Source organism: Flavobacteriales bacterium (assembly GCA_016716605.1).
Lineage (GTDB): Bacteria > Bacteroidota > Bacteroidia > Flavobacteriales_F > PHOS-HE28 > PHOS-HE28.
In genome coordinates this window covers 2215001-2234505 of sequence record JADJWA010000001.1, presented here as the reverse complement: position 1 = coordinate 2234505, position 19505 = coordinate 2215001, and the positions used below count along the sequence as shown (strand labels likewise).

The window sequence follows — 19505 nt, the reverse complement described above, 5'->3', positions numbered from 1 at the left end:
CACGGCCCATCCCACGGACGTCAGAACTTCACGAAACGACGCTCGACCTCAACACCGTTCGGCCCCCTCGCCTTGACGAGGTACACGCCGCTCGGCACGTCACCCACGTCCATGACCAGTTGACTCGTTGCGTTCAACGGCATTTCACGGAGCACGCGCCCCAGCGCATCGCAAAGCTGAATGTGATGCACGGTGCCCGGAAAGGTCAACATGATGCACTCCGTCGCGGGGTTCGGGAAGAGCGACCATCCCTCCTCTCCTATCTCGTCCAATGCGGTCGTGCAAGTCTCGAAGGCGCCTGCATCAAGCGTGGCGTGCTGGCAGCGCAAGGTGCCATTCACCGGATGCACGTACTCGTACCACGCCACGAGCGGGTAGCCACTCGCGGCCACCCCAGCAGGGTATGCGATGGCATGCGCGGGTGAAGAGGCCGTGATGTGATAGTCGTAGTTCGCCGCATCGGCGAAACCCAACGAGGCGATGCTCGTGGTGCGCAGGTTGGAAAGCGTATCGATGCTCGTGGGCCATGCGCTCACGAAGCTGCCGCCACCCGCCAGGATGTTGCCGTACACTTTGAAGTAGACCGCAGCCGGCATCTGGAAGAAGCTGCCGTTGGCCTTCTCGTTCACGAGCGTATTGTTCACCGCGTAGAATTCGTGCGGACCGGGGTTGCTCAGCCCTTCCATGCCGAAGCCGACCATGTTGCTGTTCTGGCTCTGTAGCCCTTGCTGGATCACGTTGCCGATGAGGTAAGCCTGCCCGCCGTTGGGAAGGTCAATCTCGCGACTGGCGGTGCCATCGGCCTCGTTGCTGAAGCGGTTGTACTCGATCACGTTCACCCACGCGCGGCTCTTCAGCTCATGCCCCACATCGGCGTGGTGGCTGTAGTTGTATCGGAAGATGAGCGAATCCACATGACCGATGTAGAGGTTGTGGCTGTATCCATCGCCGAAGCCATGATGACCGAACTCGCTGTATTCGATGCGCACCGAACTGGGGTGATATTCACCGCAGAGGATGCCGTTCTCGTTGTGGTGGAACCAGCAATGGCGTACGGTGAGGTTCAATCCTTCCAGCCGAATGCCCGCGCCGTTGTGGTCGGGCACCTGGCACTCGCTGAACTCGATCCACTCCACCGTGCAGTTGTCGCCTTGTATCACCCAGATCGCTTTGCCGCCCCAACTCAGGCCATTGCTCTCCAGATGCGCGAAGCCACCGACACCGCGCAGCACCAGATCATCGGCTTGCCAGCGCGCCACATCACTTGGGTAAATGCCCGCTTCGATGTTCACCGTGTCGCCGTCGCTCACCAGCGCGCTCACCTGGCTCGGCATGGTGTAAGACTGGCCGGGACCGATGGTCCAGGTTGCAGCTAGAGCCTGCGCTGCGATACCACAACTGGCCATCAAGCACAAGAAGTCTCTCATGATGCCGAAGATAGACGTGCCATCAGACTCTCCGCCTCTGCGTCTCTGCGGCTATCCCTAACGTCTCCGCACCGCATAGATCCACTCATCCTCCACCCGGCCGTTCTTGATCAAGGTGCCTTCAAGCTTCGCTTCCAGCTTGAAGCCTGCCTTCTCCAAGGTGCGCTGCGATGCGATGTTGGTCCCGAAGGTGGTGCCGAAGATCCGCGTTACCTCCGGGAACTCCGCGAAGCCGAGCACCACCATCTGCTTGATGGCCTCGGCCATGATGCCATGGCCACGGTGCTCGCGCCCGAGCCAGAAGCCAATCTCCATGTTGCGCTGCCACAGATCCTGACGAGGGTGCAGGCCAATGGCTCCGCACACCTCGCCGTTGATGTCGATCGCTCGTCGGAAAGGAAGGCGTTGCTCGCACTCCGTAATGAATGCGCGGCCATGCTCCTCGGTGTACGGGTGCGGGAAGGCATCGCTCAGGAAAGCCGCGATGGAAGCATCGTTGGCCTGCTTGACGAGCGCCACCAGGTCAACGCTCCGGAATGGCCTCAGCACGAAAGCGGGCATGGCGCCAAACTAGCGCCATGCCCGCATTTCCCGGTCTGCGCCTTGCTAGCGCAGGTGCAGGTACATCGCGGGATCCTTGGGACAGTGCATTGGGCAGGGTGCAGACCCGACCAGGATGTCCTCCACGCCGCCCACCATGCTGGCCGCGTCGTCAGAGATCCTGACCGGCGCCAGCTCAAAGCTCCGGCCAGCATCGGTGGTTCGCCGGTCAACCAAGCCGATTCCACCGGCATCCGTTACGGCGAGCAGGCCGCGCAGCACATCCGACATCACATCCAAGGACCACGGCTCACGCCCGGCGGTGGCGCACTCCTTCACGGCCCGCTCGGAGTCGGTCTCGTCGAGCAGGTACATATCCGCATCGGAACCACTGAGGCCTTTGAACATCCGGAACTGCAAAGTGCCGCTCGCATCGGGCAGGTGCTCGCCGGTTTCCTTGATCGGAGCGGCCAGCGCGGAGAATCCGCCGCCCTCCCTGGCAGAAAGGTAGAAGCGCGCGCCCCAGGCATCGGTGGCGCCGAGCATCGCTTCCATGTCATCGGTATCGAAGCAAGCCACCCACTTCACCGCGATGGGCTCTGGGCACTCCGGGCATTCCGGACAGGGGTACTTCGGCGCGAAGAAATAGAAGAGCGCTGCACCGCATGCTGCAGCGAGGAGAGCACAACCGTAGAGCCAGGCGGCACTGTACATTTTCGTTTTGGAGGTCATGGCAAGTCGGGTTTGGTACCGGAAAGCTAGGAGCGCGGGCCAGAACAGCAAGAAAACCGCTGCCTATCTTGCCTCCATGCCGCTACCACGGGCATGGAGGAGCGCCGTTATCACCGGCATTTCACTGGCGTTCCTGGCAACAACCCAGGCCCGGGCGCAGGACCGCACCCACCTGCGGGCATGCGTGGACAGCTGCACCGAGGCCCTCTCAGCCGGTGCGTATGCGCAAGCAGGTGAGCAGGCCGATGAAGCGCTGCGCATCGCCGAGGCGCTGAATGACAGCTCGGCCATCGCGGAGGTGCTGGTGAAGCGCAGCCATGTCTTCATGATGCAAGGCGATTTCAACCGTTCGCTCAAGGAGCTTCAGCGGGCCATGCGCGCCTATGACGCCGTGAACGACCAGGCCGGCCTCGCCGTGGCCTACAACTCGATCGGCTCCATCCACTTCTATGACAAGAGCTACGATCGCGCGAAGCAGTATTACCTGCGCAGCCTGGCCATCCACCAACGGCTGGGCAACCGGTCCGAAGAAGCCACGGTGACCGGGAACCTCGGATCGGCGATGGAGGAGACCCAGCGATTCGACAGCGCGCTGTATTACCACAGGCGCCATCTGGCCATGCGCATGCTCGCCGGCCAGCGCGCCTGGATCCCGGTCTGCTATTCGAACCTCGGGGCGTGCCACGACAAGGCGGGCAATGCCGACAGTGCGCAGCATTACCTGGAAGCCAGCCTGGCGCTGTTCCCGAGCGATGACGGGCAGAACCATGCTCGGAACTACGCCATGACCATGCTCGGCGTTGCGCGCCTCCATGCCGGGAAGACCCGGGCGGCCATCAACGACTGCCTCAAGGCCTTGGACCTGGCACTTGAACTGGTTGACCTTCCCATGCAGGAGCAGTGCTACAGCTGCCTGCACCAGGCCTATGAAACGCTGGGCGACGCGCCCAGGGCCCTGCAGATGCACAAGCGCTACATCGCCATCCGCGACAGCATCAGCGGCGTCGATCGGGCCAAGGAGCTCATGCGCCTGGAACTCACCTATCAGTTCGACCAGGCCATGCTCGCCGATAGCCTGAAGCGCCTTGAAGAGAAGCGCCTGGCCGACATCGCCGCAGAGCAACGCTTGAGCCATGAGCGCGACCAGAAGCGGATCTTCCTCTTCGGGTCCATCGGCGTGCTGCTGCTTGCGGGCGGGCTATGGAGCCGGTTGCGCTACATGCGGCGTTCGCGCAGCATCATCCAGAAGGAGCGCGACCGCAGCGAGGGCCTGCTGCTCAACATCCTGCCCAAGCCGATCGCCGATGAGCTGAAGGCCAATGGCCGCGCAGCTGCGCGCGATGTGGAGGACGTCACGATCCTGTTCACCGATTTCCACGACTTCACGCGCATGAGCGAGCGCCTCAGCGCGCACGAGCTCGTAGCCGAGATCGATGCCTGCTTCCGCGCCTTCGATGGCATAGCGGCAAAGCGCGGCCTCGAGAAGATCAAGACCATCGGCGATGCCTACATGTGCGCCGGCGGCCTTCCCGAGCCACGCCGTTACAGTGCGCGCGATACGGTGCTGGCCGCGCTTGATATGCAGGACTGGCTGAAGGCGCGCGCCCAAGAGCAAACGAGCAAGGGACTTCCCTGCTTCACCATGCGCGCGGGCATCCACACCGGCCCCGTGGTGGCCGGCATCGTGGGCGACAGCAAGTTCCAGTACGACATCTGGGGCGATACGGTGAACACCGCGGCGCACATGGAATCGGCCGGCGCCGTGGGCGAAGTGAACATCAGCGAGGCCACCTTCAAGCACCTCAAGGATGAACCGGGCCTCTCATTCTCGCCGCGAGGCCGCGTGGCGGTCAAGAGCAAGGGCGAAATGGCGATGTTCTTCGCGCGCCGAAGGGACGGAAGTGACCGCACTGGAGAATTGCCCGGATCGCCTGCGCCTCTTTGACGCATTCAATGCTTGATCACCCGTTCGCAACGGCCGTCGCCAAGCCGAATCGCGTAAGCACCGGAAGAGAGCGCTCCCACATCGAAGACGAAGCGGTCGCCCATGCGCGAGGGCACCAAGCCGGCATTCCGCCCCAATGCATCAAGCAATTCCACCTGCGCATCCGCTGCTGCGTCAAGGACCGAGACCGTCAAGCGGTCGGTCATGGGATTGGGCCATGCGCGCAGGCCATCATTACCCGGCGCGGCTTCAGCAGCGTTGGTCGCATCGTCAGGGCGCACCCATCGGATCCGCGCATCCTGCCGGTCGTTGGTGATCAGGTAGAAACTGCCATCGGGCCTGATCGCGATGTCACGGATCCGCCACAGCGCATCGAATGCGCCGCCTTGCAGGTACTCCTGCGTGAGCACGGTGTCCAGCTCGGGGTTGAAACCGAAGAGCATGAGGCCCCGGTGCCAGAGGATGCAGGTGATCAGCTTGTCCTGCATCTCGGGAATGGCGTCGCTGGTGTAGAACTCACAGCCCGATGGCGGATGGGTGTAGGTGGCGATGGGCCGCGTGTAGGTGTACGTTGGCGAGTTACAGGTGTCGGGCACCAGCATGCAAACGGTGCCATCGTAGAAAGGATAGCCGTGGTCCTGGTTGATCTGAAGAAGATTGATCTCGTTGCCCTCCCACGTCTGGCCATGCTCCGTATTCACTACCGCGCCATTGGGCAGCATGGCGAGCCCTTGCGGATTGCGATGCCCCCAGGTCCAGGTGTGATCCGCGCGCGGGTTATCGGGCGGCACACTGCCATCCGTTGCGAAGCGCAGGGTCTTGCCAACGGGTGAGAACAGCGTGTCGGGACCATTGAGCCAATAGTCCGCGGTGGTCACCAGCACATTGCCGGTGGTGTCGAAGAGCACTCGCCCACCAGCATGCTCGCCTGCATGGTAGTACGTGAAGAGCACCTCTTCCTCCACGATGGTGTCGTTGAAGGCATCGTAGGTGAAGCGCGAGACCTCGCACTGAAGGTTCCCGCCATAGTACTGTGCCGTATCGAACACGGCCATGATGATCGGCGTGTTCGGGAAATCGGGATGAAGGGCCATGCCCAAGCCGTTGCCGTACCCGCGATCGTGCAGCGTATCCAATACATCCGTCACCGGATCCCAGCGAGTGATCAAGGGGCCATCGGTCATCCACAAACGGTCATCCGGCCCCCAGAGGATCTCCCAGGGGATGTTCACGCGGCTGCTGTCCACCACTTCGTCGATGAGGAGCGTAGTGCTGCCAAGGGTGTAGGTGAGCTGAGCGCTGGAGGACGTCCCAGGTAAGAGCGTGATGACGATGAGCAGGTGCTTCCGAATGTCCATTTTCATGTACCGATCAGCATGGTGACGTGCACAGAATCGGAGCCGGTGTCTCGGAATCACGCCGGGGCAGCGTTCCCACTGACCGAGTGCTTGCAGAGCGCTATCGTTTGGTCACCGAGATCAGCGGACCCAGCTGCCCATCCAATTGCCGTAGGGCTTGCGCGGGCATGTAGGCCTTGCTCACGAAGCCATCGAGGTAGAGCGCGTCCACGCAGCCCTGTGCCAGGAAGAAGGCCGCGAAGTCATGGAAGTTCACCGCTTCCTTCGAGATCGCGAAGACCAGATGGCCGTCCTTGCGGATACCCACGCCATTGCGCAGATGCACGTTGGTGGACCCCTTGGTGAATTGCTTGTTCATCGCGCCATCGATCACGAGCATGGGCCCCGATTGCGTGGCGCAACGCACCTCGGCCAGCACCGGGAACTTCTCCGTGGTGCTGATGAAAGCCGTATGGTCAGGCCGCACAGCAAATACCCCGTTCGGCTGCATGTAGAAATTCCCGGTAGTCTCCGTGCGCCGGTTCAGCGGCTTCAGCTTCTTACCGCCCTCCACATACAATCCCATGGGCGAGCGATCGCCCAGGAACATGCCGGCGTTCATCGCAACGAGCACTTCGCGACCCTCGCCTTCCAATTCCTTCACGAGCGGTGCCAATTTGCGGTAGAGGCTATCGCGGCCGTCCTTCAAGTGCATGTTGATCTCGGCCTTCGCTGGATCCACCACGGTGAACGCGAAACGCGTGTCCTGAGCCAACGCGGGCAATCGGAACAGGACGCACAGGCACAGGGCGATGATCGAGTGAACGTGCATGATGGTCAAGGAATCAGAACCAAGCGATCAGCTTCAGGTTGTAGCGCCGCGGCGTGAGGAAATCGGGGATGGAGTACTGCCGGCCGGTGACATCGGTGATCCAGGTATGGTTGGCCACGTTATCGATGTTGAGCAGGTTGAAGACCTCGGCGGTGAGCCAGAGGTCCTTGATATGCCTGCGCCAGCCGCTGCGGTTCTGCCCTTCGGCACCAAGGAATTGCTTGCTGAAGCCGATATCAACGCGTCGGTAAAGGCTCGTGCGCAGCGTATCGGCGTAGCGGTTGTTGTTCGGCGGACCGAAGGGCAGGCCCGTGCCGAAGGCGAGGTTCACGTGCACTTTGGCCGTGGGCCAGCGCGGGAATTCATCCTGGAAGAAGAAGGCCACGTTCACCCGCTGATCGGTGGGGCGCGGGATGAAGCCGGGCTCCACGCGCGAGCTGTCCACCGCCACGTTGTCGCGCGTGTAGCCGGGGAAGATGGTGTCGCCCGCGGCGTTGAAGCGCCAATAGAAGAAGTCGTCCTTCAGGTCCTCGCTCGCGCTGAGCACGCCGATGCTCATCCAACTGTCGATCCCGTCGATGAACTGTCCAGCGAGCTTCACATCCAATCCGGTGGCGTAGCCCTTGGCGTTGTTGGTGCCGTAGTAGCGGATGCGGATGTTGTCCACCTCGTAGGGGATGAGGTCGTCCATCGCCTTGTAGTAGGCTTCGGCGGTGAAGCGGAAGGGGCGCTCCCAGATCTCGAACCAGCGATCCATGCCCAGCAATGCGTGGATGCTGCGCTGCGCGCGGATGTCGGGATTCAGCGTGCCATCGAGCATGCGCATCTCGCGGTAGAAGGGCGGCTGGTAGTAGAGGCCGCCGGCCAACCAGAAGCTGTAGTCGCGGTCCACGATCGAGTCGGGGCGGATCACCTTCTTCCAGCCGGGATGCCAGACCAGCCGCACGCGCGGACTGGCCACCACTTGCCCGTTGAAGCTCCAATGCTGCGCCCGCGCTCCGGCCACCAGGCTCAACCAGCGGTCGGTGCTGTCCTTGCTCTCCCAGCGCCAGGTGCTCTGCAGATAGGCGCTGCTGCGCACGCTCTGCACGTCGAGGTCGGCGCGCAAGGTGTTCTGAAGGTAGAGGTCCTCGCCCGTGTTCAGCGGCACGCTGAAGTCGGCGCTATCAAGCAGGTACCATTCGTTAAGCCGGTCGCTGATGGTCTCCACGCGCGAGTCGAGGCCCCATTGCAGGTAGCTCTTCGGACGTTGCAGGTAGCCTTTGTGCGCTATCGTATAGACTGAGGCATCGAGCTGGTTGCGCGCATGATCGAGGTAGGTGCCGATGCCGAGGTCGCGCACCACTTCACCGAACTGCTCGCTGCCGAGGTCGCGCTCCAATTCACCCAAGCGGTACTGGCCTTGAATGGTGAAGCGCTCGCTCTCTGAGGTGGAATAGGCGCTGGTGATGAACTTCAGCAAGAGGTCCTTGTTCGCCTGCACATTCAGGTTGAGCGCACCGAAGTAGGTCTCGAACTGCGTGCGCTCCTGCCCATCGAAATACACGGTGAAGCGCAAGGCCTGATTGAAGGGGCCGAACTCCGTCTCCCGGTCGTCGGGCACCACATTGTACTGGTTGCGCGAGTATAGGCCGAGGAAGCCGAGCTCCACATTGGGCGTGAGGTCGTAGGTCCAGTAGGTCTGCGCATCGGTGTACACCGGACGGTAATCGCCCTTCACATCGCCGCCGCCGAGCAACAGCTGGTTGGTGCGATACCGGATGCCGGTGACATGGCGCAGGCGCATCTTCAGCATGGCATCCTCCACGTGCACTGCGCCACCGAGCAAGCTGGCCATGGCACTGCCGCCAAAGGCACGCGGACGGCGGTACTTGATGTCGAGCACGCTGCTCATCTTGTCACCGTAGCGCGCCTCGAAGCCGCCCGCGCTGAAGGTGATGCGCTCGATCATGTCGGGATTCGGGAAGCTGAGGCCCTCCTGCTGCCCGGCGCGCACCAGGAAAGGGCGGTACACCTCGATGTCGTTCACATACACCAGGTTCTCATCGAAGTTGCCGCCGCGCACGCTGTAGCCGCTGCTCAGCTCATTGCGCATCACCACGCCGAGTTGTCCGCCCAGCAAGGCCTCCACGCCGCCCAAGGGCGAAGGGTTGAAGCGCGCCAGCTTCGGGTCGATGCGATCAACGCCTGTCTCGCGGATGATGCGCACGGCCTCCACATCAATCGGCTTCAACGTGATGAAGCGCAGTTTGGCATTCAGCACGCGCACTTCGCCGGGCTCCAGGATCACCTCTTCCGTGTAGGACTGCGCGCCGGAGTAGCTGAACTGCACCTTCAGCGCGCGACCAGCGGGCAGATCAAGACGATAATCTCCGAGTTCGTTGCACGAGGTCCCGAGGCTGGTACCGATCACGCTCACGTTCGCCAGCGGAAGCGTCACCCCGTTCGCGTCGCTCACGGTGCCGCGCAACGTGGCCGTTGCTTGCGCGAATAGCCATTGAACCGAGATCAGCAGGAATAACGAGAGGAATACGCGCATCGATGGATTGCCTGCCGTTGGCAGGGCGGCAAAGTAACGGGGATGCGCCGGGTGTGGTATGCGGGGGCGAACCAATGCGGCTCACCGTTGTTCCAGCAGCATGCTGAACCTGTTCAAGCAGAAGACACCGCGCGAGAAACTCGAAACCGAGTACCGACGATTACTGGCCGAAGCGCATCGGCTCAGCACCATCAACCGCGCGGCCAGCGACCAGAAGCGCGCCGAGGCCGAGTCGATAATTGAGCAGATAGAGCGTTTGGCGATGGAGGCGGGAGCCTGAAGCGGCGGCTACCTTCGCCGCCCCATGTCCACGACCACTGCCAACCCCGACACCGCCCCCGCTGGCGTCGATACTGCGAAGAAGCTCGGCCTCCTGCCCGAGGAGTTCGACAAGATCATGGCGATCCTGGGCCGTGTGCCCAACTTCACGGAGCTGAGCATCTACAGCGCCATGTGGAGCGAGCATTGCTCGTACAAGAACTCCATCAAGCAGCTGAAGACCCTTCCGCGCAGCGGCCCGAAACTGCTGGCCGAGGCCGGGCAGGAGAACGCCGGCCTCGTGGACATCGGCGACGGCTGGGCCTGCGCCTTCAAGATCGAGAGCCACAACCACCCGAGCGCCATTGAGCCCTACCAAGGCGCCGCAACAGGCGTGGGCGGGATCAACAGGGACATCTTCACCATGGGCGCGCGTCCCATCGCGCAGCTCAACAGCTTGCGCTTCGGTGATATCAGCAAGGAGAAGAGCAGCCGCTGGCACATGCGCGGCGTGGTGAAGGGCATCGGCGACTACGGCAATGCGTTCGGCGTGCCGGTGCTCGGCGGCGAGGTGTACTTCGATCCATGCTACACCACCAATCCGTTGGTGAATGCCATGAGCGTGGGCATCGTTCGCACCGATAAGGTGATCAGCGCCACCAGCCACGGCAAGGGCAATCCGGTCTTCATCGTGGGCAGCAGCACCGGCAAGGATGGGATCCACGGCGCCAGCTTCGCCAGCAAGGACATCACCGACACCAGCATGGATGACCTGCCGGCCGTACAGGTGGGCGACCCCTTCATGGAGAAGCTGTTGCTCGAAGCCTCGCTCGAGCTCGCGCAGACCGATGCGATCATCGGCATGCAGGACATGGGCGCGGCAGGCATCACGTGCAGCACCAGCGAGATGAGCGCGAAGGGCGAGAGCGGCATGGACATCAACCTGGACAAGGTGCCGACGCGCCAACAAGGCATGCACGCATGGGAGATCCTCCTCAGCGAGAGCCAGGAGCGCATGCTTGTTGTGGTGAAGAAGGGAAGAGAGAAGGAGGTGAAGGCGATCTTCGACAAGTGGGACCTGAATTGCGTGGAGATCGGCACCGTGACCGAAGGCAACACTTTGCGCTACTTCATGCACGGAGAGCTCATTGCCGAAGTGCCTGCGGAGAGCCTCGTGCTCGGCGGCGGAGCACCGGTGTATGAGCGTGAGCAGAAGGAGCCGGCTTACATCGCCGAGAACAAGAAGTTCAAACTCGACGATGCGGATGAGCCGATGGACCTTAAGGCCGTGGCCTACGAGCTGCTGGCCAGCCCAAACATCGCGAGCAAGCGCTGGATCAGCGAGCAATACGACACGATGGTGCGCACGAATAACATGAGCACCAATGCGCCGAGCGATGCCGGCCTCGTGCTGGTGAAGGAGACCGGCAAAGGCCTGGCGGTCACTGTGGATTGCAACGGCCGCTACGTGCATGCCGATCCGCACAAAGGCGCCATGATCGCCGTGAGCGAGGCGGCGCGCAACATCGCCTGCACGGGCGGCGAGCCCTGCGGCGTAACCAACTGCTTGAATTTCGGCAACCCGTACGACCCCGAGGTGTATTGGCAGTTCGCTCAGGCCATCAAAGGCATGGGCGATGCTTGCCGCGCCTTCGAGGCACCGGTGACCGGCGGCAACGTGAGCTTCTACAACCACACGGTCACGGAGAAGAAGAACATCCCGGTGTTCCCCACGCCCACGATCGGCATGGTGGGCATCGTGCCCGATGTGAGCAAGCGCATGACGCTCGACTTCAAGCAGAAGGGCGACTTGATCTTCCTGCTCGGCAAAGTGGTGGACGATATCGCGAGCAGCGAGTACCTCACGCGCATCCATGGAATCGAGCGCTCACCGGCGCCCTACTTCGACATCGAGGAGGAGAAGCGCCTGCACACCATGCTGCTCATGCTCATCCGCAAGGGCCTCATCAACGCCGCGCACGATGTGAGCGATGGCGGCATCTGGACCGCCTTGGTGGAGATGGCCATGCCGCGCAACTTCGGCTTCGATGTGGTCACCGACAGCGAAGTGCGCGAGGACAGCTTCCTCTTCGGCGAAGCGCAGGGCCGTGCCATCGTGGCCGTGGATCAGGACAACGAGGACGAATTCCTCGACCTCATGCTCCAGAGCCGCGTGCCCAACATCCTGCTCGGCCATGTGACGCAGGGCAAGCTCGTGGTGGACGATGCGCCCTTCGGCACCATCGCTGACGCGAAGAAGGCCTACGAAGAGGCCATTCCGCGCATCATGCGTGAACCTTGATCGGGCTTCGTTGTTGTCCACGGTCACTGCGAGCGGAGCGAAGCAGTCCCAGAAATCACTGTCCGAGATTCACAGGTTCACACCATGCCTCAACCCTCTTTCTCAGGCTCACTCCCCGCTATCGGCACCCATGCCCCGCAGCTCCGGTATGTCAAGGTCGATAAGACCGAAGGCTCGCTTGCGGATCACAAGGGCCATGTGGTTGTGCTCTTGATGTTCCCCAGCGTGGATACCACCACTTGTGCTTTGGAGACGCGCACCTTCAACAAGCTGGCTGCCGGCCTGGGTGCGCGCGTCCTTGCGATTACCGCCGACTTGCATTACGCGATGAAGCGCTTCTGCGCCGCCGAAGGAATCGAGAACGTGGAAGCGGGCAGCGACTTCCGGTACCGCGACGCCGATGCCTGGGGCACGCGCATCGCCGAAGGCGGCATGGGGGGCTTGCTCGGGCGCGTCACCTTCGTCATTGACAAGGAAGGCGTGGTGCGATACTGCGAAGTGGCCCCAGAGCTGGGCGCTGAACCGGACTATGAAGCTGCGTTGAACGCTGCGAAGGCACTGCTCTAGGCGGACCTGCTCATGCGCCGCTCGGTGTAATTCCCCAGCAGTGCGAAGAATAAGGCAAGCACGGAAAGGCCGATCGTCCATTGCGGCCACGCGCCGTCCGGCATCTTAAAGCGGGCTACGCTGTCCAGCAAGCGATCCATCCACGGCAGCGAATTGCTCGTTCCACCGAGACCTGATAAGCTCACGGCGCACAGGACGAACAGACCGGCGGCGATCGTGATGGTGACCCATGCGCGCTTGCTGATGAGGGGCGGAACGACGACCGGCTCCGCGATGCGCGTAACAGCTACGCGCGCCATAATCCGATCCGTGAGGTCGCGCTCGGGCTTTGCGTACCCGGCTGCTTGGAACAGCCTCCGCAAATCGTTGTCGTTCATCTCAGGCATCGTTCAAAAGTAGCGCGCGCGCTTCAGGTCCAAGCTGTCGCTCCATAACCTCCGCCAATTTCTTGCGGGCGCGATGGAGCTTCACTTTCACATTCGACGCCCCAAATCCCGTCACGGTTACGATCTCCTCCACGCTCAGGTCCTCCAGATAGAAGTAGCTCAGGATCGAGGCATCATCAGCGGGCAGGAGATTCAACGCGAGGTCCAGTTGGCGCCGCAATTCACCTTGGCTTGAACCGGGATTGCCTTCAGCCGCAGGGTGCTGGGTGAGCTCGTCCACGGTCTCGCCGTCGGTCCTGCGGCGCCTGCCGTGGCTGATCGCCGTCCTGTGAGCGATGCTGAAGAGCCATGTGCTGAACTTCGATGCCCCAGAGAAGCCGCGGAGATGCTGATACGCCTTCACGAAACTGTCCTGCGTTGCCTCTTCGGCATCTTCAGCATTGCGCAGCACACGGTGGCACACGGTGTACACCATATGCTGGTAATGGCGCACCAGCTCCGCATAGGCACGGCTGTCGCCTTCCAGGATGCGTGCGATGAGGGGGGCGTGATCCACGGGCGGTGATGTGACGAGCCGTGGGCCCGGCACGGTTACAAAAGCACGAGCGATACCCGGTTCCCACAAGCGCAGAAGGATGAACGGAGGCCCGCAAGGGACCGCTGGTGGATGCAGCGCACGCGGGTTGCGTGTAACCTGTCCTCTTCGTGCCGCGTCCGATGAGCAACAACACGAACAATCATGGACAGCCCTGCATCTGAGATCCTGGTTCCCTTCTTCGGACTCATCATCCCGTTCGGAACCGCCTTCGGCATCCTTTACATCCACTACACCACGCGCCACCGCGAGCGCATGAGCATGATCGACAAGGGCATGGACCCGCTCATCGCCAAACCCGCACCCGACGGCCGACGGGCCATGCGCAATGGGCTGCTCATGGTGGGCATCGGTTTGGGGCTTCTGGCGGGGTGGATCATCCAGCACACCATGCTTGGCCCTGAGAGCGACAATCCGCTGCCGTTCTTCATCGGCATTGCCGTTTGCGGAGGGGCGGCCCTCATAGCCTACTACCAGTTCTACGGCCGCAAGCACGAGGGGTAAGCAAGCCTGCGGTAACGGAGGGGGGCTGGTCCAGACGGGCCGGCCCTTCTACTTTGGCGGCCATTTCAGCGCCAAGGTGAAGAAGCTTCGATCTGCCGTCCGGGTATCCGGTGCCCTCGGGTTCTGGTCCCTGATGATCACCGTGTCATGGGTCGCGCTCTTGGGCCTGCTCGATCCGCCGGTCACCTATGTGATGATTGAACAGAGCATCGAGCTGGATACCTTCCATCGGGCCAATCGTTCGCTCGAGGAGATGGCACGCGCGATGCCATTGGCCGTGATCAGCAGCGAGGACCAGCGTTTCATGACGCACAGCGGCTTCTCCACGGAGCAGATCAAACGCTCGCTCGGCATGAAGGAGCCGGGGTTCTCCTGGCGGGAATTCGCACTGCGGCTTTGGGAGAAGGAACCCGGGAGAAAAGTGAAAGGCGCCAGCACCATCAGCCAGCAAACGGCCAAGAATGTGTTCCTCTGGCCGGGCCGCAGCAAATTGCGCAAGGTCCTGGAGGCTTGGTTCACGGTGCTAATCGAAGCATTATGGACCAAGGAGCGCATCCTCGAGGTGTACCTCAACGTGGCCGAGATGGGCCAGGGCGTATTCGGCGCAGAGGCAGCTGCGCAGAATTGCTTCCGCACCACCTCAAAGAAGCTCACCTCCGCGCAAGCCGCGCTGATAACCACTACCCTCCCGGCCCCGAGGCGATTCAACTGCAAAGCGCCATCCAGCCACCTGACCAGCCGGCAGCAATGGGTGCTCCGCCAGATGAGGAACGTGGGCGACGTGCTCGACCCAAAAGTGCTCGCGCGACGCAAAGCGAAACTTGAAGCTGAAGAAGCGCGGGAGACCGCACGCAAGGCAAAGCGAAGGAAGTGAGGGGCAAGGCTTGAATTGGTCCTGCAATTCCACCGCCGTCGTGTAGGCGAACGGAAGCCCTTCCTCTGTGAAGCGCCGGAGGATCGCCAGGTTCACCCGCGAATGCGCCTCAAAGATGTGGGCGTCCTCCGGGATGAAATAGATGAAGAGGATGTTCAGCGCGTATTCCTTGAAGGCATTGAAGGAGATGAAGCGCCTTTCCTCGAGGATGTCCTGATGCGCCATCACGATCTCCTTCAGCACTTCCATGGCGCGCTCCATCATGGCAGGCGCTGTTTCGTAGATCAGGCCCAGTTCAACCAGAGCACGTCGCGAGGATTCATCCGAGACATTCTCAATCGTGCTCTCGGTGAACTTCTTGTTGGGGATCACCACGATTGGCCCAACGAGCGCCTGTATGTGCGTGCTCCAAATCCCGATCTCCTGCACGAGGCCATCGCGCCCATCCACGCGCACACAATCGCCCAACTTGATGGGCATGTCCGCATAGTTCGTGATGCCGCCGAACACGTTGGCAACGGTCTCTTGCGCAGCAAGGGCCATGGACAATCCGCCGATCCCGATGCCAGCGAGCAGGGCCGCCACATCATAGCCCGCATTGTTCAAGGCCACAACGGAACCCAGGCCCCAGATCAGCACGCGCACCACTGCCCTTATGCCAGGCAGGAGCCGAGAGGACCGATCCTGTCCTTCGTACCGCCCTGTCATCAACACATCAAGCACCGAGAGCATGATGCGCACGATGACCCAAGTCGCTGCCATGGCAACCGTAACGTGTGAAACGCGCGCACCCCAGAGCATTGACTTTGGACCGATCACCAACTGCTGGAATCCTGCGATGAAGCCCTGCACCGTGATGAATGCAACAACTGGTGCCCGTAACTGCTCCACGAGCAGGTCATCAAGCGGCGTGCTGGTCCGCTTGGCCAAGGGCTTCGGGAAGGCTCCAGCCGATCGGTAAATGAGCTGTCAAAGGATCCAGCCGCCGCCGGCGAACGCCGCCGCGCGGGTCCAATCCTGCAACGACCCGCCTATCCAAGCGGTTTGAATCGATTCCAGCAGCATTGCGCTTCCTTTGGCGGTCGGCCAAAACTACCGCCACCCAGATGGAGAAGCACGCAAGCATCATGGTCACCGGTGCCGGATCGGGGATCGGGCTGGAAACGGTCCGGGCATTGTTGGCGCTCGCTTCGTTCGATGTTGTAGCCGTTGCACGCCACGGCAAGCGCCGATTGGAACAGGAGCTCCAAGCCCATCCAGGGCGCCTTCATGTACTTGAACTGGACCTGCTCTCCGAGGATGCGGCCGAACGGATTGCGGCCAGTATGGGTGACAAGCGACTCATCGGTCTTGTGCACAACGCGGCTACGCTGATCCAAGCCGGGAAAGGGGGATACGACCGTGGCTCCCTCATGGACCTGCTGGCGCTGAATGTGTCGCTGCCCCTGCTGCTTACCCAAGCGCTGAAAGGAAACCTCGCTGGCGATCCCCCGGCTCATGTGGTCTGCATCGGAAGCATGGGAGGCTTTCAGGACAGCGTGAAATTCCCGGGACTGGCCGCCTACAGCTCCAGCAAGGCTGCCTTGGCCTGCTTCGCGCAATGCGCCGCCGTTGAATTCGCGCCACTCGGCATACGCAGCAACTGCTTGGCGCTTGGTTCCGTGGACACCGCCATGCTCCGGGCCGCGTTCCCGGACCATCGCGCAAGCACGTCGGCCGCGGAAATGGGCAGGTACGTAGCCGAATTCACCTTGCAGGGCCACAAGCTGTACAACGGCAAGGTGCTGCCCGTGGCCGTGAGCACCCCTTGAGGTCCTCGCAAGAATATTTTCACATGGATGTTGCACGTGAGAAGTATCCCCCTACATTTGCGGCCGCTTTCGGGGGGCGTTCTTTTCGAGCAGATGGATTGAGGTGAGGCGAGGAAAGAAATTTTCCACATCGCTTGCAGGTTGAACGGCTCCGTTTACATTTGCAGCCCCTCTCGCGGAACGTCGCGAAGGAGCCGAGGAATCGGCGGATTGGATTGACTGGCAATGGGCTGAGGCCCAGGACCATAGAGTTCTTTGACAGATTGTCTATTCTGAGAACAGCAGGTGTCCTTGTGTCCGCTGCAAAGCGGACCACATGAGAGACCTCGTCAACGAACCAGATCAAACACACATTTACAATGGAGAGTTTGATCCTGGCTCAGGATGAACGCTAGCGGCAGGCTTAACACATGCAAGTCGAGGGGCAGCGGGGTGTAGCAATACATCGCCGGCGACCGGCGCACGGGTGCGTAACACGTATGGAATCTGCCCTTTACTGGGGAATAGCCCGGAGAAATCCGGATTAATGCCCCATAACAAGCGAGGTGGCATCACCTTGCTTTGAAAGCTCCGGCGGTAAAGGATGACCATGCGCCCGATTAGCTAGTTGGTGAGGTAACGGCTCACCAAGGCTACGATCGGTAGGGGGCCTGAGAGGGTTATCCCCCACACTGGTACTGAGACACGGACCAGACTCCTACGGGAGGCAGCAGTGAGGAATATTGCGCAATGGAGGCAACTCTGACGCAGCCATGCCGCGTGCAGGAAGAAGGCGCTACGCGTTGTAAACTGCTTTTATCCGGGAAGAAACCCCTCTACGTGTCCTGGGTTGACGGTACCGGAGGAATAAGCACCGGCTAACTTCGTGCCAGCAGCCGCGGTAATACGAAGGGTGCAAGCGTTATCCGGATTCATTGGGTTTAAAGGGTGCGTAGGCGGAGCGCTAAGTCAGTGGTGAAATCCTGCAGCTCAACTGTAGACTTGCCATTGATACTGGCGTTCTTGAGTGCGCTTGAAGTGGGCGGAATGTGCCGTGTAGCGGTGAAATGCTTAGATATGGCACAGAACACCAATTGCGAAGGCAGCTCACTAAGGCGATACTGACGCTGAGGCACGAAAGCGTGGGGATCGAACAGGATTAGATACCCTGGTAGTCCACGCCGTAAACGATGATCACTCGAGATTGGCGATACACGGTCAGTCTCCTAGCGAAAGCGTTAAGTGATCCACCTGGGGAGTACGATCGCAAGATTGAAACTCAAAGGAATTGACGGGGGCCCGCACAAGCGGTGGAGCATGTGGTTTAATTCGATGATACGCGAGGAACCTTACCAGGGCTCGAACGCACGACGACAGGGGTGGAAACATCCTCTTCTTCGGACGGCGTGCGAGGTGCTGCATGGCTGTCGTCAGCTCGTGCCGTGAGGTGTCGGGTTAAGTCCCATAACGAGCGCAACCCCTATCTTTAGTTGCCAGCGGATAATGCCGGGGACTCTAGAGAAACTGCCCGCGTAAGCGGTGAGGAAGGTGGGGACGACGTCAAGTCATCACGGCCCTTACGTCCTGGGCTACACACGTGCTACAATGGCGAGTACAGAGGGAAGCTACCGGGCGACCGGATGCGGATCCTCAAAACTCGTCTCAGTTCGGATCGGAGTCTGCAACCCGACTCCGTGAAGCTGGAATCGCTAGTAATCGCATATCAGCCATGATGCGGTGAATACGTTCCCGGGCCTTGTACACACCGCCCGTCAAGCCATGGAAGCCGGGGGTGCCTGAAGTCGGTGACCGCAAGGAGCTGCCTAGGGCAAAACCGGTGACTGGGGCTAAGTCGTAACAAGGTAGCCGTACCGGAAGGTGCGGCTGGAACATCTCCTTTTTAGAGTAAGTGACAGGTCTCTGCTGAGCGTGCGCAAGCATGTTCTTCGATGCCTGCTGTCTCTCAGATAGACGATTTTTTTGAACGGTACACCGTTACCTTCTCTCTAGTCCTGTAGCTCAGTTGGTTAGAGCGCTACACTGATAATGTAGAGGTCCGCAGTTCAAATCTGCGCAGGACTACCATGGGACAGGGAACGGGGAATTAGCTCAGCTGGCTAGAGCGCCTGCTTTGCAAGCAGGAGGTCATCGGTTCGACTCCGATATTCTCCACCAGGCTCCGGCTTCCACCGGGGCGGCCCTCCCAAGGGCACCGTTCTTTGACATGTTGTTGGACAGACCAAAACAGACCGAGAAATCGGTCCACCGAGCAATTTGATCTAGTACGATCGAGAAGTTACTAAGGGCGTACGGCGGATGCCTTGGCTCTCAGAGGCGATGAAGGACGCGATAGGCTGCGATAAGCCACGGGGAGGGGCATAATACCCTGTGATCCGTGGATTTCCGAATGGGGCAACCCATCCCGGTGAAGCCGGGATACCCTGCGAAGGGTGCCAACCCAGGGAACTGAAACATCTAAGTACCTGGAGGAAAAGAAAACAAGTAGTGATCCCCCCAGTAGTGGCGAGCGAAAAGGGGACAGCCCAAACCGGAAGCGTTTCGGCGCGGCCGGGGTTGTAGGACCACGATGTGGACTCAGCATGTGTAGTGGAACCCTTTGGAAAGTGGGACCATAGAGGGTGATAGTCCCGTACACGAAATGCATGCTGTACCTAGTGGTATCCTGAGTAAGGCGGGACACGTGAGATCCTGTCTGAATCCGCCAGAACCATCTGGCAAGGCTAAATACTACTGAGAGACCGATAGCGAACCAGTACTGCGAAGGAAAGGTGAAAAGCACCGCGAACAGCGGAGTGAAATAGTCCCTGAAACCGTACGCCTACAAGCGGTCGGAGTCCCTTCGGGGATGACGGCGTG

General features: G+C 61.0%; 15 protein-coding genes, 2 tRNA genes and 2 rRNA genes (1 of these 19 cut by a window edge). 11 read left to right on the top strand and 8 right to left on the bottom strand.

All coding sequences use genetic code 11. The annotated features are described in order from the left end of the window. Positions 1-20 precede the first annotated feature (20 nt). From IPM12_08915 to IPM12_08905, 3 genes are read right to left on the bottom strand one after another with little or no spacing between them, the layout of a single operon-like run. Positions 21-1427: a right-handed parallel beta-helix repeat-containing protein gene (locus IPM12_08915; GenBank protein MBK9147920.1), complete on the bottom strand. Its 1407-nt coding sequence runs from the start codon at positions 1425-1427 to the stop codon at positions 21-23. 57 nt (positions 1428-1484) lie between these two features. Continuing rightward, positions 1485-1988: a GNAT family N-acetyltransferase gene (locus IPM12_08910; protein MBK9147919.1), complete on the bottom strand. Its 504-nt coding sequence runs from the start codon at positions 1986-1988 to the stop codon at positions 1485-1487. A gap of 45 nt (positions 1989-2033) precedes the next feature. Beyond that, positions 2034-2699 (bottom strand): hypothetical protein, encoded by a 666-nt coding sequence (locus tag IPM12_08905; protein ID MBK9147918.1) that lies wholly within the window; start codon positions 2697-2699, stop codon positions 2034-2036. 76 nt (positions 2700-2775) lie between these two features. On the opposite strand from IPM12_08905, the gene IPM12_08900 reads away from it, so the two are divergent. Next, positions 2776-4644 (top strand): tetratricopeptide repeat protein, encoded by a 1869-nt coding sequence (locus IPM12_08900; GenBank protein ID MBK9147917.1) that lies wholly within the window; start codon positions 2776-2778, stop codon positions 4642-4644. A 5-nt stretch (positions 4645-4649) separates the two neighbouring features. Here IPM12_08900 and IPM12_08895 read toward each other — a convergent pair whose 3' ends face one another. The 3 genes from IPM12_08895 to IPM12_08885 form a co-directional block, all read right to left on the bottom strand. Beyond that, complete coding sequence (locus tag IPM12_08895) at positions 4650-6008, bottom strand: PQQ-dependent sugar dehydrogenase (protein MBK9147916.1); 1359 nt, start codon at positions 6006-6008, stop codon at positions 4650-4652. Between the two features lie 94 nt (positions 6009-6102). After that, positions 6103-6813: a phosphodiester glycosidase family protein gene (locus tag IPM12_08890; GenBank protein ID MBK9147915.1), complete on the bottom strand. Its 711-nt coding sequence runs from the start codon at positions 6811-6813 to the stop codon at positions 6103-6105. A 13-nt stretch (positions 6814-6826) separates the two neighbouring features. Further along, positions 6827-9352, bottom strand: coding sequence for a carboxypeptidase regulatory-like domain-containing protein (locus tag IPM12_08885; protein ID MBK9147914.1), 2526 nt, complete (start codon positions 9350-9352; stop codon positions 6827-6829). A gap of 100 nt (positions 9353-9452) precedes the next feature. Between IPM12_08885 and IPM12_08880 the strand changes: the two genes are divergently transcribed. The 3 genes from IPM12_08880 (at position 9453) to tpx (ending at position 12479) form a co-directional block, all read left to right on the top strand. Further along, entirely contained in the window at positions 9453-9632 is a 180-nt protein-coding gene (locus IPM12_08880) for a Lacal_2735 family protein (protein MBK9147913.1), read from the top strand. Positions 9633-9656: 24 nt separating this feature from the next. Continuing rightward, positions 9657-11912 carry a phosphoribosylformylglycinamidine synthase subunit PurL gene (gene purL, locus IPM12_08875; protein MBK9147912.1) on the top strand — a complete coding sequence of 752 codons (2256 nt, stop codon included), beginning with the start codon at positions 9657-9659 and terminating at the stop codon, positions 11910-11912. Positions 11913-11996: 84 nt separating this feature from the next. Further along, a complete protein-coding gene (gene tpx / locus IPM12_08870) occupies positions 11997-12479 on the top strand; it encodes a thiol peroxidase (GenBank protein MBK9147911.1) in 483 nt (160 codons plus the stop codon). On the opposite strand, the gene IPM12_08865 is transcribed toward tpx, so the two are convergent. Continuing rightward, positions 12476-12865: a hypothetical protein gene (locus tag IPM12_08865; GenBank protein MBK9147910.1), complete on the bottom strand. Its 390-nt coding sequence runs from the start codon at positions 12863-12865 to the stop codon at positions 12476-12478. The two genes, tpx and IPM12_08865, sit on opposite strands and share 4 nt — an antisense overlap. Next, the gene (locus IPM12_08860) at positions 12858-13421 is read right to left on the bottom strand and encodes a sigma-70 family RNA polymerase sigma factor (GenBank protein ID MBK9147909.1); all 564 of its coding nucleotides are present in this window, start codon (positions 13419-13421) and stop codon (positions 12858-12860) included. Before IPM12_08860 ends, IPM12_08865 begins: the two co-directional genes overlap by 8 nt. Positions 13422-13604: 183 nt before the next feature. Here IPM12_08860 and IPM12_08855 point away from each other — a divergent pair, with 183 nt between their 5' ends. The 7 genes from IPM12_08855 to IPM12_08825 all read left to right on the top strand — a co-directional run. Continuing rightward, positions 13605-13964 carry a hypothetical protein gene (locus IPM12_08855; protein ID MBK9147908.1) on the top strand — a complete coding sequence of 120 codons (360 nt, stop codon included), beginning with the start codon at positions 13605-13607 and terminating at the stop codon, positions 13962-13964. Between the two features lie 76 nt (positions 13965-14040). Continuing rightward, positions 14041-14838 (top strand): monofunctional biosynthetic peptidoglycan transglycosylase, encoded by a 798-nt coding sequence (mtgA, locus tag IPM12_08850; GenBank protein MBK9147907.1) that lies wholly within the window; start codon positions 14041-14043, stop codon positions 14836-14838. A 1106-nt stretch (positions 14839-15944) separates the two neighbouring features. Next, positions 15945-16649: an SDR family oxidoreductase gene (locus tag IPM12_08845; protein MBK9147906.1), complete on the top strand. Its 705-nt coding sequence runs from the start codon at positions 15945-15947 to the stop codon at positions 16647-16649. Positions 16650-17005: 356 nt separating this feature from the next. Then, a 16S ribosomal RNA gene (locus tag IPM12_08840) occupies positions 17006-18528 on the top strand. Between the two features lie 108 nt (positions 18529-18636). Next, positions 18637-18713, top strand: a tRNA-Ile gene (locus IPM12_08835). Positions 18714-18726: 13 nt separating this feature from the next. Continuing rightward, positions 18727-18803: transfer RNA gene (locus tag IPM12_08830), tRNA-Ala, on the top strand. 114 nt (positions 18804-18917) lie between these two features. Then, a 23S ribosomal RNA gene (locus IPM12_08825) occupies positions 18918-19505 on the top strand; it runs 2293 nt beyond the window's last position. The 16S and 23S rRNA genes sit together here with 2 tRNA genes alongside, the layout of an rRNA operon.

Excerpts from the sequence above, each read along its gene's own strand:
- IPM12_08915 (MBK9147920.1), bottom strand. The coding sequence starts at position 1,427 with ATGAGAGACTTCTTGTGCTTGATGGCCAGTTGTGGTATCGCAGCGCAG.
- IPM12_08910 (MBK9147919.1), bottom strand. The coding sequence starts at position 1,988 with ATGCCCGCTTTCGTGCTGAGGCCATTCCGGAGCGTTGACCTGGTGGCG.
- IPM12_08905 (MBK9147918.1), bottom strand. The coding sequence starts at position 2,699 with ATGACCTCCAAAACGAAAATGTACAGTGCCGCCTGGCTCTACGGTTGT.
- IPM12_08900 (MBK9147917.1), top strand. The coding sequence starts at position 2,776 with ATGCCGCTACCACGGGCATGGAGGAGCGCCGTTATCACCGGCATTTCA.
- IPM12_08895 (MBK9147916.1), bottom strand. The coding sequence starts at position 6,008 with ATGAAAATGGACATTCGGAAGCACCTGCTCATCGTCATCACGCTCTTA.
- IPM12_08890 (MBK9147915.1), bottom strand. The coding sequence starts at position 6,813 with ATGCACGTTCACTCGATCATCGCCCTGTGCCTGTGCGTCCTGTTCCGA.
- IPM12_08885 (MBK9147914.1), bottom strand. The coding sequence starts at position 9,352 with ATGCGCGTATTCCTCTCGTTATTCCTGCTGATCTCGGTTCAATGGCTA.
- IPM12_08880 (MBK9147913.1), top strand. The coding sequence starts at position 9,453 with ATGCTGAACCTGTTCAAGCAGAAGACACCGCGCGAGAAACTCGAAACC.
- purL (MBK9147912.1), top strand. The coding sequence starts at position 9,657 with ATGTCCACGACCACTGCCAACCCCGACACCGCCCCCGCTGGCGTCGAT.
- tpx (MBK9147911.1), top strand. The coding sequence starts at position 11,997 with ATGCCTCAACCCTCTTTCTCAGGCTCACTCCCCGCTATCGGCACCCAT.
- IPM12_08865 (MBK9147910.1), bottom strand. The coding sequence starts at position 12,865 with ATGCCTGAGATGAACGACAACGATTTGCGGAGGCTGTTCCAAGCAGCC.
- IPM12_08855 (MBK9147908.1), top strand. The coding sequence starts at position 13,605 with ATGGACAGCCCTGCATCTGAGATCCTGGTTCCCTTCTTCGGACTCATC.
- IPM12_08845 (MBK9147906.1), top strand. The coding sequence starts at position 15,945 with ATGGAGAAGCACGCAAGCATCATGGTCACCGGTGCCGGATCGGGGATC.